We start from the raw sequence: 17,038 nt of genomic DNA on the forward strand, positions 1-17,038 counted from the left end.
TGTCGGGCGGGCGCTGGATGGACGCTGGACGGGCACTGGATGACCTCCTGGCCGGCGGGCGCGCATCAGCACACGTCGGCCGCCCGGAGCCGTAGCCGGTTCGCGGCCGCGGCGGCGTTGTGGCGCTGCCGGTCCGCGTCGGCGGCGAGCGCCTCGGCGCCGTCGTCGGTCAGGCGGTAGTACCGCCGGCTCCGGCCGTCGATGACCTCAGCCCCCTCCGGCTCGACGAGGCCCTCGGCGGTCAGCCGCTCCAGCGCCGCGTACAGCGTCCCGGCCGCCAGCACGACCCGGCCGCCGGAGAGCTCCGCGACCTCCCGGATCACGGCGTACCCGTGCAGCGCCCGCACCGCCAGCGCGGTCAGGATCAGGAAGGTCGGCTCCCGCATCGGGGTCATGCCGACCAACCTAAAAATGATCTCTGTACCCGTCAAGGGACGACCGGCCGCGGATCAACGTGCGACCACGGTATGCGAGCAGACGCTCGCCCCTTGTCAGATCGGCCGCCCCGGCGGTGCGACCGGGGACTGTCACGCGCCTCACCCCCGGCGAGGGCTACGCGGAATTGGGGGATCCGTCAGGTACACAATGATGCATGCCCGCCGCGCCGTCCGTCGTCGCCGACCGTTACCGTCTGCTCGAGTCACTTGGCGCCGGCGGTATGGGGCGGGTGTGGCGCGCTCGCGACGAGACCCTCCACCGTGACGTCGCCGTCAAGCAGATCGTCCTGCCGCCCGAACTGCTCGACAACGCGCGGGACGTGGCCATGGAGCGCACGCTGCGTGAGGCGCGGGCGGCGGCGCGGCTGAACCACCCCAACGTGGTGCGCGTGTACGACGTGCTGGCGGCCGAAGGGCAGCCGTGGCTGGTGATGGAGTACGTCCCTTCGCGCTCCCTGGACCAGGTGATCCGCAACGACGGCCTGCTGGAGCCGCGCCGCGTCGCCGAGATCGGGCTCGCCGTCCTCGACGCGCTGCGTGCCGCGCACCGGGCGGGCGTCGACCATCGCGACATCAAGCCGGGCAACGTGCTGCTCGCCGACGACGGGCGGGTCGTGCTGACGGACTTCGGCATCGCCCGGGTCGAGGGCGAGGGCCACGTCACGCGCACCGGGCTGGTGCTCGGCTCGCCGGAGTTCATCGCCCCGGAGCGGGCGCGGGAGGGAACCGCCGGCCCGGCGAGCGACCTGTGGTCGCTCGGCGCCACGCTGTACACCGCGGTCGAGGGCCGCTCGCCGTTCGGCCGCGGCTCGGCGATGGAGACCCTGACCGCGCTCGCCTCGGAGGAGGCGAACCCGCCGCAGCGCGCGGGCGCGCTCGCCCCGGCGCTGCGGGCCCTGCTGCGCAAGGATCCCAAGACGCGGGCCGACTTCGCGCAGACCGAGGAGCTGCTACGCCGGGCGCTGGTCCGCGACGACTCCCCGAAGCGCCGTCGGTCATGGCTGGGCGGCTGGGGCCGCGGCGGCGCGGAGCCGGTCACGCCGGTCCTGCCGGCGCAGCACGCGCCGCTGGCGAAGACCGAGCCGGCCCAACGGCCGGTCACACCACGGCCCGCGAACGCCAAACCGGTCGCAGACGCCGAACCGATCCCAGCCGAACCGGTTACAGCCGAACCCCTCGCGGACGCCAAACCGGTCACGGACACGGACAAACCGGTCCGTGACCAGCTGGTCACGGACAAGCTGGTCACGGACAAGCCCGTCACGGACAAGCTCGTCACGGGCAAGCTGGTCAGGGGCGAACCGGACACAGACGAACCTGTCGCAGACGCCGAGCCGGTCACGGACGAACCGAACGCGGTCACGGACAAGCCGCTCTCGGACGAACCGGACGCAGTCGCGGACGAGCTGGTCACGGACAAGCCGGTCGCGGACGCCGAACCGGTTGGGCAGAAGGCGGCCGCTCTGCCGGCACCACCTGAGCCTGAGCCCGAACCTCAGCCCGAGCTCAGGCTCGAAGCCGAAGCTGAGCCTGAAGCAGGTTCCGAGCCGGTGGTCGCGGTCGGCGCCGAGCGGGGCTCGGTCGTCGCGCCGGCGGTACCTGTGCGCAAGCCCAAGGCCGGGACCGCCGTGAAGGCGGCAGCGCCGGGCATCACCACCCCCGAACAGCGCCGGCGCCGGCTCGTCCTCGGCGGCGTGGGCACCCTGCTCGTCGTGGCGCTGCTCGTCTGGCTGGCGGTGCACACCGACGGCGGCGACGACCCGCAGGCGAAGGGCACCGACGCGGCGCAGACGACCGCGGCCGCCGAGGTCCCCGCCCCGACCAGCCCCAGCGCGACCCAGACCGCGGCCCCGAGCGCCTCGCCGAGCACCTCCCCTAGCGCCTCCCCGAGCGTGGCCGCCACCGGGAGCGCTCAGCCGTCGTCGGCGCCCCCGGCCGCCGGCACGACGGAGCGCAGCCTGCCCCCGCTGCCGCCGGGCTGGATCGACTACCGCGACCCGAGCGGCTTCTCGGTGTACGTGCCCGCGGGCTGGCGGCAGTCGAAGGAGGGCGGGATCGTGTACTTCCGCACCAGCGGCCGCACGCTGGGCATCGACCAGTCCGACTCCCCGCGCCCCGACCCGGTCGCCGACTGGCGCCAGCAGGAGCAGAACCGGGTGAACCGCGGCGAATTCCGCAACTACACGCAGGTGCGCCTCGAGCCGGTCGGATACTTCATCAAGGCCGCCGACTGGGAGTTCACCTTCGACGGCAACTCGACGAGACAACACGTCAACAACCGTGGTGTGGTCGCCACCCAGAACAAGGCGTACGGCTTCTGGTGGCAGACCCCGGACTCGGACTGGGCCGCCGCCCGGCCCGACCTGCAGCTCGTCTTCGACAGCTTCCGCCCGGCCCGGTAGTCCGCGCCCGCCGCCGAGCCGGTGACCGGCGGATTCCACCAGGCCGGTGCCCGCCACCGGGCTATGGTGGCCGGATGTGGCACTCCGACGAGCCGGGCCTGCTCCGGCTGCCGTCCGGCCGGCTGATCCGTGGACGTGGGCTGCGCCGGCCACCCGCCGCGGTGGATCCGCAGTACGGCCTGTATCTGCTCGGTAAGCCGCCGCCCGCCCCCGGGTGGCCGTACGCGTGGTTGCGCTGGCCCGACTTCCGCCTGCCCGCGGACCAGGCGGCGGCCGCGGTCGCGTTCGCGGAGGCGCTGCGGCGGGCCGGCGACGAGCGGGTGGAGGTCGCCTGCAACGGCGGCCGGGGCCGCACCGGGACGGCCCTGGCCTGCATCGCGGTCCTCGACGGCGTGCCGGCTGGCCAGGCGGTCGCGTACGTCCGCCGTCACTACCACCCGCACGCCGTCGAGACGCCGTGGCAGAAGCGCTACGTGGAACGGTTCAGTTCGCGGCCTTGAGCAGGTGGACGATCGTGTGCCGGGGCAGGTCCAGCAGGCGTGCGTCGAGATGGTCCGGGCGGCCGATCGCCGCCGTCGCGCGGGCCTGCGCCTCGGCCCGCTCCAGCGCCGGGTCGGCGCGCAGCAGCGCCTCGCGCAGCACGTTGCCGACCTTGCCATGGGCGTGTGTGAGCAGCCACTCGGCGACGCTCGGCGGTGACCCCGGCGGGTGCAGGGTCGCCTCGACCGTCGCCTGCCGCGGCTCGGGGGTGCTGCGGCGCAGGCGCAGGTCGTACTTCGCGCCGACGAGCCCGCGCAGCGCCGCCTGGGCGGCCTCGTCGCGCAGGTCGGGGTGGTTGTTGGGCACCAGCAGCGTCACGGATCGGGCGTTGAGCGCGAGCAGGACCCGTGCCAGCCACGGCCCGGGGTCGGCCGAGAGGTCGACGGTGACCTCCTCGGCGCCGAGCGGGCCGCCGCCGAGGATGCGGGCGGGGCCGCGCGCCGCGACGCCCTCCAGGGACTGCCCGCCGTGGGTGTAGATGTTGGCCGAGCTGCCGGAGCCCGTCAGCCGGTCGAGGCGGCGGTCCAGGACACGCCAGGTGTGGGCGGTGGGGCGGCACACGTACAGGTCGCTGGCGCTGCCGACGGCCTGGGCGCCGTGGTAGCGATTGAACGCCGGCAGCATCGCCTCGATGACCAGGTCGAGGTCCAGCACGGCGCGCTGCACCTTCAGCCCGAGCGCCGGGGTCAGCGGGCTGAACCCGTACGCCATGACGAGCCGGCCGTTGACCCGGTCGCGCAGGGCCTGCGCGCCCCGGCCGAGGAACAGCTGCACGCCCTCCGGGGTGTACGGCGGGTCGGTGAAGACCAGGTCCGCGCTGCCGGCGACCACCGGGGGCAGACCGAAGCGCAGGTCGGCGTGGTAGCAGGCGATCCCGGCGCCCTGGCCGTCGATGTAGGCCAGCAGCCGTTCGTCGACGTCGACGACGGTGATCTCGGCATCAGGGCACGCCTTGCGCACGGCGAGCGAGGTCAGGTCATGGTCGCCGATGCACACCAGCCGGGCGCCGGCCAGGTCGTAGGTCTCCGCCAGCCAGCGCGCCCGGCGCCGCGCGGTCTCCGCGGTCGCCGAGACGTGGTCGAGCGCCTGGTCGGCGGCGGGGGCGGCGGCGATGAGCTCCGCCATCCCGGACACCTCCGGGGTGCGGTGCAGCGCGTCGGCGGCGAAGCGTTCACGGTACTCCAGCCGGATCGACGGCAGGAGGGACACTTGCCCGCCGCTGGAGCGCAGGTGGGGCCCGGCTGCCCGCAGGAGCGCCTCGACCGTGCGCCGCGGGACCGCGAAATCGCGGACGAGATCGTCGAGGGTCGTCGGCGGGTCCTCGGTGAGCCGGGCGATGATCTCGCGCAGCCGGCGCCCGGCGATCCCTGATTCCGAGACGACGGCGGCGACCAGGTCGATCGGCTCGGCTTCCACCCGCGAACTTTAACATCATGTCGCCGAGTGATCGCTTGACCACCTGGCGCGACCTCGCAGTTGACGGTTGACGAGGAGTAACGGCGGGCGGCGCTTTCGATCTACGGAACGCGAGATTTCCAGCATGTTTCGCCTCTCGAAGTACAGGGTGGGGGCGAGGGTGGCACCAAAGCATCGACTATTGTCCAGACATCGATGGATGTGTGATGGTCCTGGCATCGCCGCAAGTCGATGAGGACGGCAGGCCGGTCGACGGCGCGCACGCCGGCCATCCAGACGCTTCGACGTGCGGGTGTCTCCATTGATTCCGGCGCACCCCGTCAACATTCCCCGGTGGGGTGGGTCGTTGCTGAAAGAAGGCAACCCTTGAAGTTCTCACCACGGTTCGCTACAGCGGCCGGAGTGTTCGCGGTCGGGCTGGTCACAGCCGGCACCGCCGCGGCCGTGCAAGCCTCCCCCCCATCGCCGTCCTCCGAGCGCGTCGAGGTGTCCAACGCCGCCGCCGCCCTGTCGGTCGACTCGTTCGTCAAGAGCAAGCCCAGCGTGATCCAGCCCAGCACCGACGACGCCTACGTGCAGAAGTCGGTCACGGCCTCGGGCAACGCCAAGTACATCGCGTACGAGCGCACCTACAAGGGGCTGCCCGTCGTCGGCGGTGACTTCGTCGTCGTCACCGACAAGTCCGGCGCGACGAAGTACACGTCGGTGTCGCAGACCAAGGCGATCGGCAGCCTCTCGACCGCCGCGAAGATCAGCTCCGCGGACGCCGAGTCCGTCGCCCGCAAGCAGCTGACGACCGTCAGCAACGTCGAGGGCACGCGGCTCATCGTGTACGCGATCGACGGTGCGGCGAAGCTCGCGTACGAGACCACGCTGTCCGGCACCGGTGCCGAGGGCGTCAGCCGGCTCACCGTCGACGTCGACGCCGCCAGCGGCGCCCTGCTCAACACGACCGAACATGTCGTACGGGGCACCGGCACGGGCTGGATCAACGGCTCGGTGACGATCAACACCACACTCTCGGGCAGCACGTACAGCCTGAAGGACCCGTCGATCACGAACCTGTCCTGCCAGGACGCCGCGAACAACACCACGTTCACCAAGTCGACGGACGTGTGGGGCAACGGGGTCGGCACGAACCGGGAGACCGGCTGCGTCGACGCGCTGTACGCGGCGCAGCAGGAAGCCGCGATGCTGTCGTCGTGGCTCGGCCGCAACGGCATGAACGGCAGCGGCGGCGCCTGGCCGATCCGCGTCGGCCTCAACGACCAGAACGCCTACTACGACGGCACGCAGGTCCAGATCGGCAAGAACACCGCCGGCCAGTGGATCAGCTCCGCCGACGTCGTCGGCCACGAGATCGGCCACGGCGTTGACGACACCACGCCGGGCGGCATCTCCAAGGGCAACACCCAGGAGTTCGTCGCGGACACGTTCGGCGCGGCCACCGAGTGGTTCGCCAACAACCCGAACGACCCGCCGGACTACCAGGTCGGCGAGGAGATCAACCTCGTCGGCAGCGGCCCGATCCGCTACATGTACAACCCGTCGCTCGCCGGTGACGACAACTGCTACTCCAGCAGCACGCCGTCGCAGGAGGTCCACGCCGCCGCCGGCCCCGGCAACCACTGGTTCTACCTGGTGGCTCAGGGCTCGGCCGGCAACGGCCAGCCGGCCAGCCCCACGTGCAACGGCTCGACGGTGGGCAACCCGCTCGGCATCCAGAACGCGATCAAGATCATGTACAACGCGATGCTGATGAAGACCTCGTCGTCGTCGTACCTGAAGTACCGCACCTGGACGCTGACCGCGGCCAAGAACCTGTTCCCGAGCAGCTGCAACGAGTTCAACACGGTCAAGGCCGCGTGGGACGCGGTGTCCGTGCCGGCGCAGTCGAGCGACCCGACGTGCGGCACCACGCCGCCGCCCTCCTCCACCCCGCCGTCGTCGCCGCCGCCCACCGGCGGCTGCTCGGGCCAGAAGCTGCTCAACCCCGGCTTCGAGTCCGGCACGGCGTCGTGGGCCGGCAACACCGGCACCATCGGCCAGTGGGCCGGCTCCGGCCAGGCCGCGCACGGCGGCACGTACAGCGCATGGCTGGACGGCTACGGCTCGACCCACACCGAGCAGATCAACCAGTCGGTGACGATCCCGGCCGGGTGCACGGCGACACTCACGTTCTACGTGCACATCGACTCGGCCGAGACGACCACCACGACGCAGTACGACAAACTGACCATCTCGGCCGGCACGACCACCCTGGGCACCCTGTCCAACCTCGACAAGGCGTCGGGCTACCAGTTCAAGACCTTCAGCCTCAACGCCTTCGCGGGCCAGACGGTGAACATCAAGTTCAGCGGCACCGAGGACTCCTCGCTGCAGACGTCGTTCGTCATCGACGACACGGCCGTCACGCTGAGCTAACCGGCAGCGCACGTCAGGGGCCCGGGCCGCGCGTCGCCCGGGCCCCTCCGCGGCTGAATGTTGCGGTGATGGTGCCTGCCTCACCCTCGTGGCCCGGGCACCCGGGGCCCGGTACGCGGAGCGGGTCGCCGGTCCACGGGGTCGTTTGGGGCGGCAGCTCGGTGTGTTCGCGCGGCACGGTGGTGTCGTGTTCGCGGCAGGGCGTGCCGGCGAGGTCCACGGTGGCCACCCGTCCGGGGCGATGACCGCCTGGATGTTCCCGCCGTGGTTGTCGTGTTCGCCGGACCACTCCAGGTCCGGTCTCGATCAGGGTGCCCTCGATGTTGACGTGATCGTGGCCGGCCATCTTCGCTGCGAGCAGCGCCGCTTCCAGGCTCTGGGCTTGGCCGGCCGGCACGGCGAGGCCCTCGTGCGGATAGGCGTAGGGGGTGAACCCGGATGACCAGGATCGCCTGCTTGCAGCAGCTCAACGCGCGGGTAACAGGAACCCTGGGCGTCTTCCCTTGCACCGCAACAGGTTCCGCGTGTCGCAGCCGCCACGGCCGATGCCTACCTACGGTCCTGGAACCGCTACGCGGAAAGACTCATTCGAGAATAGGCACCGGCGGTCCATGGGGACAGCGGTTGCTTGTTCCCGCCTTTCGGAGCATTCGGCGGAAAAGCCGCCCGGCCGAGCGCGGCATTGTCGAAAGACAGCCGCGATACACCGGCGGCCGTGTATTGCCGCCGACCATTCGACGCGTTGCCGGACCGGCGGGCCGGCGCAACTGTGGCATGGATGCGCGACGACGCTTCGGGACAGGACCGGGCCGCCCGGCGGCACCCACCTGGCGCGGCGCGGGATCGCAGTCGTCTGCCGCGGTGCTGCTCGCGGGACGTCGCGCCTGGTCAGTTCGCGCCTGGTCAGGCGGCGTGACCGGCGGAGGCGGAGGCGGAGGCGGCGAGGACGGCACCGGACCCGATCCGCCGCGCTGGTCACTGACCGTCGGCGGGGTGTCACCACGCACGCGGCGGAGCTTCTCGGCGTGCCTTCTGGCCAGGCCCCATTCCCGATGCCGGGCATGCTCCTGGCGGAACTGCTCATTCGCCGGAGAATAACGACGTGACCTGGTCCGGTCACGCATGGCAGCCAATTCCGTCTTCGAGAACAATTGCAGCTGCCCCATGCCTGTAATTATCCCAGAACCCAACCGAAACCGCCGCCCCGAGCGGCAGTCCTGTGGCCTTCCGAACCAGATGGATCATCCGTACGGACCGGGTCGATCATGGTCCGTTCGGCCGTACCCGACACGCCGGGCGGCCGTCCCGGCCTCACCGCTTCAGGTCCTCATCCATCCCCCGGACTCGCTGGGTTGAACCCGCCCCGTACGCTCGTCGCGGCGCCGCCGGCGCACGGTTCGTTCGCCGCGAGGCTCCGGCCCCGCGGCCCGGTCGACAGGCGGGAGGTGTCCGGCATCCTCCAGTTCCACATCCTGGGCCCGCTCGAGGTCACCAACGCCGGCGACCCGGTCGACACGGGCACCCCGAAGCAGCGCGCCGTCCTGGCCATGCTGGCGACCCAGCCCGGCCGGATCGTCTCCGTGCAGCGGCTCATCGACGAGCTGTGGGCCGACGAGCCGCCGGAGCGGGCCATCGCGTCGCTGCAGGCATACGTCTCGCGGCTGCGCCGGGCCCTCGAGCCGGGCCGCACCTCGCGCGACCGCTCGACCGTGCTGGTCAGCCGCGCGCCCGGATACCTCCTGCAGGTCCCGGCCGACTCCATCGACGCGGCCCTGTTCGCCGCCGCCGTGGAGCACTCCGCCGCGGAGTTGGCCACCGACCCGGCGGCCGCGCTACGCACGCTGAGCGAAGCCCTGCAGCTGTGGCGCGGCGATCCGCTGCCGGAGCTCGGCGAGTCGCCCCTGGCGCGGGCCGAGCGCAGCCGCCTGTCCGAGCTGCGCCTCACCGCGATGGAGCAGCACTCGGAGGCGCTGCTGGCCCTCGGTCGCGCCGCCGAGGTGGTGTACCGCAGCGAGGGCGCCCTCGCCGAGGCGCCCTACCGCGAACGCCTGTGGGGTCAGCTCATGCTCGCCCAGTACCGCTGCGGCCGTCAGGCCGACGCGATGGCGGCGTACTCGCGGGCGCGCGCCGGGCTGATCGACGAGCTTGGCATCGAGCCCGGGCCGGCGCTGCAGCAGCTGGCCCAGGACATCCTGCGTCAGGCTCCGCACCTGACCCTCGCCGCAGGCACCGAACCGGTCTCCGCCGCCCCGATCTCGACAGCACCGGCCTCGGCCGCGTCAGCGCCTGTTCCTCCTGGTGTTCCGGAGATTTCCGAAATGTCGGCCGATGGGCGCGCAGCGGGCGTCCTGCACGACGGCGGCGTCCCGGGCACTGCAGGCATCTTGAGCACTGGCGGCGCCGTCGGCGCGGCGGGCGTCCTGAACACTGCGGGCGCCCCCGGCGCGGCAGGCGCCCCCGGCACTGCGGGCACCTTGGGCGCTGACGGCGCACCCGGCGCGGCAGGCGTCTTGGGCACTGGCGGCGCCGGCGGCACGGCGGGCGTCCCGGACACTGCGGGTATCCCGGGCGCTGCTGGCGTCTTGGGCACTGGCGGCGCCACCGGCGCGGCAGGCGTCCCCGGCACTGCGGGTATCCCCGGCGCTACGAGTATCCCCGGCGCTACGAGTGTCCCCGGCACTGCGAGCGGGCCGGGCGCTACGAGCGCCGTGGGCCTCCTGGGCGCCGTAAGCGGGCCGGGCGCTGTGGACGTGGCTGACGCTGACGCGCTCGTCGGGCGTGATGACGAGCTGCGCACCGTGGACCGGCTGCTCGCCGAGGCCGCTGCCGGGCGGGGGCGGCTGCTGCTCGTCTCCGGTAGCCCCGGCATCGGCAAGTCCGCGCTGTTGCGGGAGGTCGCGGCCCGCGCCGAGCGGCGAGTCGGGGGGCTCGTCGGCACCGGGACCGGCGTGGACGGCGACGCGCCGCCGGTGTTCCTGCCCTGGGCGCAGATCCTGCGCGGGATCGCCACCTCGACCGAGGGCGCGGCGGCGGCCCTGGCGGCGGCGTTCGCGCCGTACGGGAACCTGCCCGGCGTGCTCGATCCCACCCTCAATGAGGTCCTGCCGCTGTCCACCGCCGAGCGGCTCGCCGATCCCGAGATGGCGCGGTCCCGGCTCTTCCAGGGCATCGTCGACGGACTGTGCCGCCTCGCCGCCCACGCGCCACTCGTGCTCGTCGTCGACGACGCGCACTGGCTCGACGCCCCGTCGACCGTGCTGCTGACCATGTTCGCCAAGGCGCTGCGGCGCGGCCGGATGCTGCTCGCCGTCGGGTATCGGGAGGCCGAGCTCGCCCCCGAGGCGCCGCTGGCCGGCGTGCTCGCGGAGCTGGTCGCCGATCCGGCCGCGGTACGGCTGCCGCTGCACGGCCTCGAGCCCGACGCCATCGCGGCCCTGGCTCGCTCGGTGACCGGCGGCGACGTGCCGCCCGAGACCGTGGCGATGCTGGCCGACCGCACCGGCGGCAACCCGTTCTTCGTCGTGGAGCTGCTGCGCGTGCTGGAGGCCGAGCGCACGCTGTCGCCCGAGCACGTGCCCGTGCGCGTCCAGGAGGTCGTCCGGCGCCGGCTCGCCAAGCTGCCCGGCCAGGTCAACGCCGTGCTCGCGGTCGCTTCGGTGCTGGGGCGCGACGTGTCGGTACCGGTGCTGCGCGAGGTCGTGCAGATCGACGAGCTGGCGCTGTTCGACACGCTCGACACCGCCGTGGTCAGCGGGCTGCTCACGGCCACCGACGACCCGGGGCTGCTGCGCTTCTCGCACGACCTGGTGCGCCAGACCGCGTACCAGGATCAGGGCCCGCTGCGCCGCGCCCGGCTGCACGCCCGCGCGGCGCAGGCGCTGCGCGACACCGGGCTGGGCACCGCCGCGCAGCTGGCCGGGCACCTGCGGGCGGCGCTGCCGGTGCTCTCGCCCTTCGACGTGGTGCCGGCGCTCGCGGAGGCGGCCGGCGATGCGTACGAGCGGACCGCGCACGAACAGGCCTCGGCGATGCTGCAGGAGGCCCTTGAGGTGCTGCACCGCGCCCCGTCCGGCGAGCGGCGCGACGTCGCCGAGCTCGACCTGCGCATCCGGCTCGCCTACATGCACCAGGCGACGCACGGCTACCTCGCGCCGTTCGTGGCCGAGCAGTACGCCGCCATGGAGCCGCTGCTGCTGCGCCTGCGCGGGCGTCCGGTGCTCGACGTGCTGCCGGCGCTGTGGGGGTACGCCTCCTTCCACACGGCGGCGGGAGACGTGCAGCGCGCCGTGTCGGTGGCCCGCGCCCCCGCCCAGCAGGGTGGCGACCCGTGGGCGGCGCTCGTCGCCGAGGTGCACGAGGGCCACGCCGCGCTCACCGTGCTCGACCTGCCCCGCGCGCACCGGTGCTTCGAGACCGCGCTCGAGGCGCTGCCCGGCGGCGACCTGCGGATCTTCCCGATCGTCAACTGGGACCCGATCATCGGCGCGCACGCGCCGGCCGCGATCGTCTGCGGGCTGCTCGGCGACGACGCCGCGGCGCAGGCGCACCTGCGCGCCGCCCGGGAGCGCGCGGCCCTGGTCGGCGAGCTGTTCCTGGACATGTACGTCGCGTACTTCGTGGCCGTCGTGGCCGCCGACCGCGACGACCCGGTGGCGGCGGGCGCGGCGGCCCGCGAAACCCTCGCGCTCGCGGAGCGGGGCGGGCATCCGGAGTACCGCAGCCTGGCCGGCCTGGTCCTGGGCTGGACGGAGGTACGCACGGGTGACCCTGCTGACACGGCCGGGCTGGAGCGGATGACCGCCGCCCGCGAGCACCTGGGCGACGCGATGCGCCGCTTCGGGCGGCTCGAGGCGCTCTTCGCCGACGCGCTGCTCACGCTGGACCGGCGCGACGAGGCCGCAGCGGTGGCGGACGCGGCGATCGAGCGAGGCCTGCCGGGGCAGAGCGGCTTCTCCGAGCCCGACCTGCGCCGCATCCGCGCGCTCGCGCTGCGCGACCTCGAGGGCGCGCGCGAGGCGCTGCGACTCGCCCGGGCGCTGCACCACGCCCCCGCCACAGCGCGCGCCGAGGCCGCCGTCGCCGAGCTGGGCTAGCCGGCTGTGAGGACCCGCTCGTAGCAGACCGAGAGCGCCGAGCCCTCGTAGACACCGAAGAGCGGGATCCGCCGGTACCCCTCCCGCTCGTAGAAACGCCGCGCGTCGGGCTGCTCGGTGCCGGTCTCCAGGCGCAGGACCGGCCACCCGCGCTCGGCTGCGGCCGCCTCCAGCGCGCGCAGCAACGCCGCCGCGACGCCCGTGCCGCGGCTGGGCGGGGTGACGTACATCCGCTTGATCTCCGCCGTGGTTGCGCCGAGCCGGCGCAGCGCGCCGCAACCGACCGCGGCGCCGCCGCGCACGGCGACGAGGAAGAGGTCGACGTCGGCGGCCGAGGGGGCGGCGCCGGGCTCGTGGTCACCGGCGCCGTAGCGCGCGTCGAGCTCGGCGCGCTGGGCCGCCCGCAACGCCGCGCCGGCCGGGTCGTCCCAGGGGCGCTCCTCGATCGTCCACCCGGTCATGCCACGCTCCAAGATCGTAAGCCTAGCTGTCGGCCGCCAGCGCCGTGAGCACCGCCGTGGCCGGGCCGTCGGTCGCGTGCCGGAATCCGGTGCCCGCCCACAGGTTGACCCGTTCGGCGTCACCGGCCGCGGCCGCCGCGCGGCGCAGGGGCGTCGTCAGGTGGTGTACCGCCGGATAGCCCAGCGGAGCGCGCTCGTGGTATCGCTGCACGAACAGGTTGCGCAGCGCCCGCGCCGGCCGCCCGCTGAACGCCCGCGTCACGACCGTGTCCGATCCCGCCCGCTCAGCCAGGGCGGCCTTGTGCACCGCGGAGGCGCCGCTCTCGTCCGTGCGCAGCAGCGCCGTGCCGACCATCGCCACCGCGGCCCCGGCCCGCAGCGCGTCGGCGACGGAGGCCGCGGTCGCGATCCCGCCGGCCGCGACCAGCGGCAGGTTCACCGTCGCCCGCACCGCTCGCAGCAGATCCGGCAGCGGTACGTCCCGGGGCATCACTTCCGGCGTGAACGTCCCCGAATGCGCCCCGGCCGCCGACGCCTGCACGACGAGCCCGTCCACCCCGGCGTCGGCCGCGGCGCGCGCCTCCTGCGTGGACGTGACCGTCTGCAGCACGACGGTGCCGGCCCGCCGTAGCGCCGCGACGACCCCCTCGGGCGGCAGCCCGAACGTGAACGAGACCACCGGCACCGGCCGGGCGAGCAGCAGGTCGACCTTCTCCGCCCAGTGATCGTCGTGCTCGACGGGCTCGGCCGCGGCCAGGTCCAGCCCGAACCGCTCGCCCTCGGCACGCAACTCCTCCGCGTACCGCCGGAACTCGGCCGCGTCGACGGGCACCGGGTTCGGCACGAACACGTTGACCCCGAACGCCTCCGTCCCGCCCGCCCGCACGGCGTCGATCTGGGCGGCGAGGTCGTCCGGCGTGCGATACCCGGCGGCGAGGAACCCGAGCGCCCCGACCCGCCCGGCCGCCGCGACCAGGGCCGGCGTGGTGGGCCCACCGGCCATGGGCGCCGCGATGACGGGCGAGGTGACACCGAGGTCCGCGAACAATGCAGTCATGCTTCCGATCATCTCTCGCGTGGGCGGCCGTAGGCGCGCAGGAAGATCTGCACGCCACCCACGGCAAGGCGGGTGATCTCGGCATCGTCGAGTTGCACTGCGCCGTACCAGGATCGGTTGTTCACGCGGCCGGTGACCAGCAGCCCCAGAAACTCGGCGGCTTCCATCGGGTCCGAGACGTCCAGCAGGCCCAGCTCGGCCAGCTCGGCCAGCCGGTCGGCGAGGGCACGCTGGACGGAGCCGGCGGAGGCCCGTTCCAACAGGGCCGGGAAGTGCGACACCTCCGCGATCATGAGGCGCATCACGGCCGCCCGCTCCGCTGATCGGGCGATCTCGATGGCGAACTCGCGGCCGAAGCGGATCAGGGCGGCCTCAACGTCATCGAACCGGCCGAGGGTACGGTCCAGCAGCTCGTTGAACGCCGCCGTCTGCGCCTCCTGAGTCTCCCGGAGGGTCGACAGGAACAGCTGCTCCTTGTCCCCGTAGTAGTCGTAGATGGTGCGCTTGGAGACGCCCGCGCTCGCGGCGATGGCGTCGACGCTCGCGCGCGCGTAGCCCTCCCGCACGAAGACCTCAAGCGACGCGCGCGCGATCGCGACGCGCTTGACGGGTGAGCCCTGACGGAGCGGGACCGGGGCGTTCGACATGTCCACCACTATACGGTGCAGTGTAGCCAGCAACTACACTGCACCGTATAGTGCAGTTCATGGGTGAGACTGTCGCGCGCCTCGACCGCGCTGTACTCAGGCTCAGCGCCGTCGTCGTCACCGGCACCATCACCGCGATGCTGGACATGACGATGGTCACCGTCGCGCTGGCCGGCATGACCCGCGTCTTCCAGGCCCCCATCGCCACGGTGCAGTGGGTCAACACCGCTTATCTGCTGTCGATCGCGATCGTGGTCCCCCTGGCCGGCCGGCTGGCCGAGCGCTTCGGCATCCGGACCATGTGGCTGTTCGCGCTCGCCGCGTTCATGGTCGGTTCGATGCTGTGCGGCACCGCCTGGTCGGTGGGCAGCCTCATCGCGTTCCGCGTCGCACAGGGGATCGGCGGCGGCATGATCGTCCCGTTGAGCATCATGATCCTCGCGCACGCCGCGGGCCCGGAGCGCCGTGGCCGGGTGATGGCGATCTCGGCCGTACCCACGCAGCTCGCGCCTGTCGGCGGCCCGCTGCTCGGCGGCCTGATCGTCGACGGACTCGACTGGCGCTGGATCTTCTACGTCAACGTACCTGTCTGCCTGCTCGCGCTGGCGCTGTCCTACCGCGGCATCCCGGACGACGGTCGGCGGCAGTTCCGGCGCCTTGACCTGCCCGGCCTGGCGGTGCTGTCGCCCGCCGTCGCCCTGCTCGTCCTCGGCCTGTCCCGGACCGGCGCGCCCGGCGGCGGGCTCCTCCCGCTGGGTGTCGGCGCGGTCCTGCTGGCCGCCTTCATCGTCTACGCGCTACGCACGTCCGGCGCCCCGGTGCTCGATCTGCGCCTGTTCACGCACCGGGCACTGGCCGCCGCCTCGGCGCTCAATTTCGTGTCACGGCTGTCAATCTTCGGAGCATTGATGCTGATCCCTCTATACTACCAGCAGGTCCGCGGCCACGACGCGCTCACCGCCGGCCTGCTCCTGGCCCCACAGAGCCTCGGCACCATCCTCGCCCTGCCCTACGTCGGCCGGCTGACCGACCGCATCGGCGCGCGTCCGGTCGTACTCACCGGAATCGCCGTGACCACGGTCGGTGCCATCGCCTACACGCGGGTGACCTCGCACACCGGCGACCTCGTCCTGGCCGGTGCGCTGTTGGTCTGGGGCATCGGGATCGCCGCTGTCGCGGTCCCGGTCTCGGCCGCCGCCTACCAGGGCCTGCCGCTCACCATGATCCCCGGCGCGACCAGCGCCATCACCATGGTGCAAACCGTCGGCGCCTCGGTCGGCGCGGCCGTGCTGGCGGCGATCCTGCAGTACCGGATGGCCCACCACCCTGGCGCGCCGGCCGCCGCCTACGCGGACACCTTCTGGTGGGTCACCGGCTTCACCGCGTTCGCGGCGATTCCCGCACTGCTCCTGCCGCTGCGGGCGGCCGGGAAAGACGACCAGATACGGCCGGCCGAGAAGGAAGGCTCTATGCGGCTGTCCGGGAAGGATCGACGTCCCGGAAACCCGCAGCCGCGCGCATGACCGCCGCGGCCAGCTCCGGCTCCGTGATCAGCTCCTCGTGGGTGCCGGCCGCCCCGCAGGCGAAGGCGCCGGAGACCGCGCCGGCCAGCGCGCACTCCGGCACCGGGCGGCCCTGCAGCCACCGGCTCATGAAGGCGGTGCTGTACGCGTCGCCGGCACCGTTGCTGTCCACCACCGGGCGCTCCGGGCGGGCCACCGGGAAGCGTCGCACAGCCCCGTCCGATCCGGCCAGGACGCGGCTGCCGGCCTCGCCCTCGGTGGCGACCACGACCGAGGCGCGGCCCTCGGCCGCGATGCGCTTCATGATGTCGTCGATGCGATCCGGCGCGGCTGCGGAGCTCAGGAACACGAGGTCGGCCTCGCCGGCCATGGGCCACGCCCAGTCGTCGGTGCCGTTCCAGGCATGCACGTCGGTCGAGGTGGAGATGCCGAGTTTCCGGGCGGCTGCCCAGACCGCCGGGGTGCGGGCGGTAGCGACGTGCACGTGCGCGGCGCGCTCGACGAGGGGCAGGTAGAACTCCTCCGGCAGCACGATGCCCTCGGGGTGGCGGCCGTCGAAGAAGGAGAAGCGGCGACCGCCGGCGTCGACGAGGTTGACGCTGCGCGGGGTGCCGTTGGGGGCCGGGTGGCCGCTGAAGTCGAGGCCGACGGCGGCGTAGCGGGCTCGGATCAGCTCGCCCTGCGGGTCGTCGCCGATGTGGTCGGCGAACTTGGTGCGCAGGCCCAGCGCGTGGAAGCCGAGCGCCACGCCGTTGCCCGAGTGGGCCACGTAGTCACGCACCGGGGGCACCGGCAGGTAGTCGCCCGGCGGGACGGTCAGCTCAGGCACCCGGACGATCGTGTCCACCCCGACACCGCCGAGCACCAAGACATCGAAGTCCACCATAGCCGGCAGCATAGCCGCGAAGGCGGACATCGAAGGGGGCTACAAGGCTTGATACGAAACCGCTCCGAGGGCGATGCCGGCCAGCGCGCGGAGGATCTCGCTGCCGAGGACGAATTGACGTCCTCTCCCGCCTGGAAGGCGGGAGATTCCGG

Annotated in this window: 11 protein-coding genes and 1 pseudogene; 5 read left to right on the forward strand and 7 right to left on the reverse strand. The window is 73.0% G+C overall.

Annotated elements, in window-relative coordinates; translation table 11 throughout:
• Nucleotides 1-65: 65 nt before the first annotated feature.
• Complete coding sequence (locus AB0367_RS05870; RefSeq protein ID WP_366225021.1) at nt 66-395, reverse strand: PadR family transcriptional regulator; 330 nt, start codon at nt 393-395, stop codon at nt 66-68.
• A 197-nt stretch (nt 396-592) separates the two neighbouring features.
• Between AB0367_RS05870 and AB0367_RS05875 the strand changes: the two genes are divergently transcribed.
• Both AB0367_RS05875 and AB0367_RS05880 read left to right on the forward strand, forming a co-directional pair.
• A complete protein-coding gene (locus tag AB0367_RS05875) occupies nt 593-2,839 on the forward strand; it encodes a protein kinase (RefSeq protein ID WP_366225022.1) in 2,247 nt (748 codons plus the stop codon).
• A 74-nt stretch (nt 2,840-2,913) separates the two neighbouring features.
• Nucleotides 2,914-3,339: a protein-tyrosine phosphatase family protein gene (locus AB0367_RS05880; protein ID WP_366225023.1), complete on the forward strand. Its 426-nt coding sequence runs from the start codon at nt 2,914-2,916 to the stop codon at nt 3,337-3,339.
• On the opposite strand, the gene AB0367_RS05885 is transcribed toward AB0367_RS05880, so the two are convergent.
• Nucleotides 3,323-4,795, reverse strand: coding sequence for a bis-aminopropyl spermidine synthase family protein (locus AB0367_RS05885; RefSeq protein WP_366225024.1), 1,473 nt, complete (start codon nt 4,793-4,795; stop codon nt 3,323-3,325). The two genes, AB0367_RS05880 and AB0367_RS05885, sit on opposite strands and share 17 nt — an antisense overlap.
• Before the next feature lie 366 nt (nt 4,796-5,161).
• Between AB0367_RS05885 and AB0367_RS05890 the strand changes: the two genes are divergently transcribed.
• Entirely contained in the window at nt 5,162-7,219 is a 2,058-nt protein-coding gene (locus AB0367_RS05890) for a M4 family metallopeptidase (RefSeq protein ID WP_366225025.1), read from the forward strand.
• Nucleotides 7,220-7,397: 178 nt separating this feature from the next.
• Here the strand turns inward: AB0367_RS05890 and AB0367_RS05895 are convergent.
• A pseudogene (locus tag AB0367_RS05895) lies at nt 7,398-7,695 on the reverse strand (IS5/IS1182 family transposase); the annotation flags it as partial.
• 969 nt (nt 7,696-8,664) lie between these two features.
• On the opposite strand from AB0367_RS05895, the gene AB0367_RS05900 reads away from it, so the two are divergent.
• Nucleotides 8,665-12,312 carry a BTAD domain-containing putative transcriptional regulator gene (locus tag AB0367_RS05900; protein ID WP_366225026.1) on the forward strand — a complete coding sequence of 1,216 codons (3,648 nt, stop codon included), beginning with the start codon at nt 8,665-8,667 and terminating at the stop codon, nt 12,310-12,312.
• Here AB0367_RS05900 and AB0367_RS05905 read toward each other — a convergent pair.
• Genes AB0367_RS05905 through AB0367_RS05915 form a run of 3 tightly spaced genes read right to left on the reverse strand, consistent with a single transcriptional unit; the run spans nt 12,309 to nt 14,477 of the window.
• Nucleotides 12,309-12,773 (reverse strand): GNAT family N-acetyltransferase, encoded by a 465-nt coding sequence (locus AB0367_RS05905; RefSeq protein ID WP_366225027.1) that lies wholly within the window; start codon nt 12,771-12,773, stop codon nt 12,309-12,311. The genes AB0367_RS05900 and AB0367_RS05905 overlap by 4 nt on opposite strands.
• A 22-nt stretch (nt 12,774-12,795) precedes the next feature.
• Nucleotides 12,796-13,830 (reverse strand): nitronate monooxygenase, encoded by a 1,035-nt coding sequence (locus tag AB0367_RS05910; protein ID WP_366225028.1) that lies wholly within the window; start codon nt 13,828-13,830, stop codon nt 12,796-12,798.
• 8 nt (nt 13,831-13,838) lie between these two features.
• A complete protein-coding gene (locus AB0367_RS05915; RefSeq protein ID WP_366225029.1) occupies nt 13,839-14,477 on the reverse strand; it encodes a TetR/AcrR family transcriptional regulator in 639 nt (212 codons plus the stop codon).
• Between the two features lie 59 nt (nt 14,478-14,536).
• Between AB0367_RS05915 and AB0367_RS05920 the strand changes: the two genes are divergently transcribed.
• A complete protein-coding gene (locus tag AB0367_RS05920) occupies nt 14,537-16,000 on the forward strand; it encodes an MDR family MFS transporter (protein ID WP_366225030.1) in 1,464 nt (487 codons plus the stop codon).
• Here AB0367_RS05920 and AB0367_RS05925 read toward each other — a convergent pair.
• Complete coding sequence (locus AB0367_RS05925) at nt 15,945-16,886, reverse strand: PfkB family carbohydrate kinase (RefSeq protein ID WP_366225031.1); 942 nt, start codon at nt 16,884-16,886, stop codon at nt 15,945-15,947. The two genes, AB0367_RS05920 and AB0367_RS05925, sit on opposite strands and share 56 nt — an antisense overlap.
• Nucleotides 16,887-17,038 lie beyond the last annotated feature (152 nt).

This window comes from Dactylosporangium sp. NPDC051484 (assembly GCF_040689395.1).
In the GTDB taxonomy this organism is placed as follows: domain Bacteria; phylum Actinomycetota; class Actinomycetes; order Mycobacteriales; family Micromonosporaceae; genus Dactylosporangium.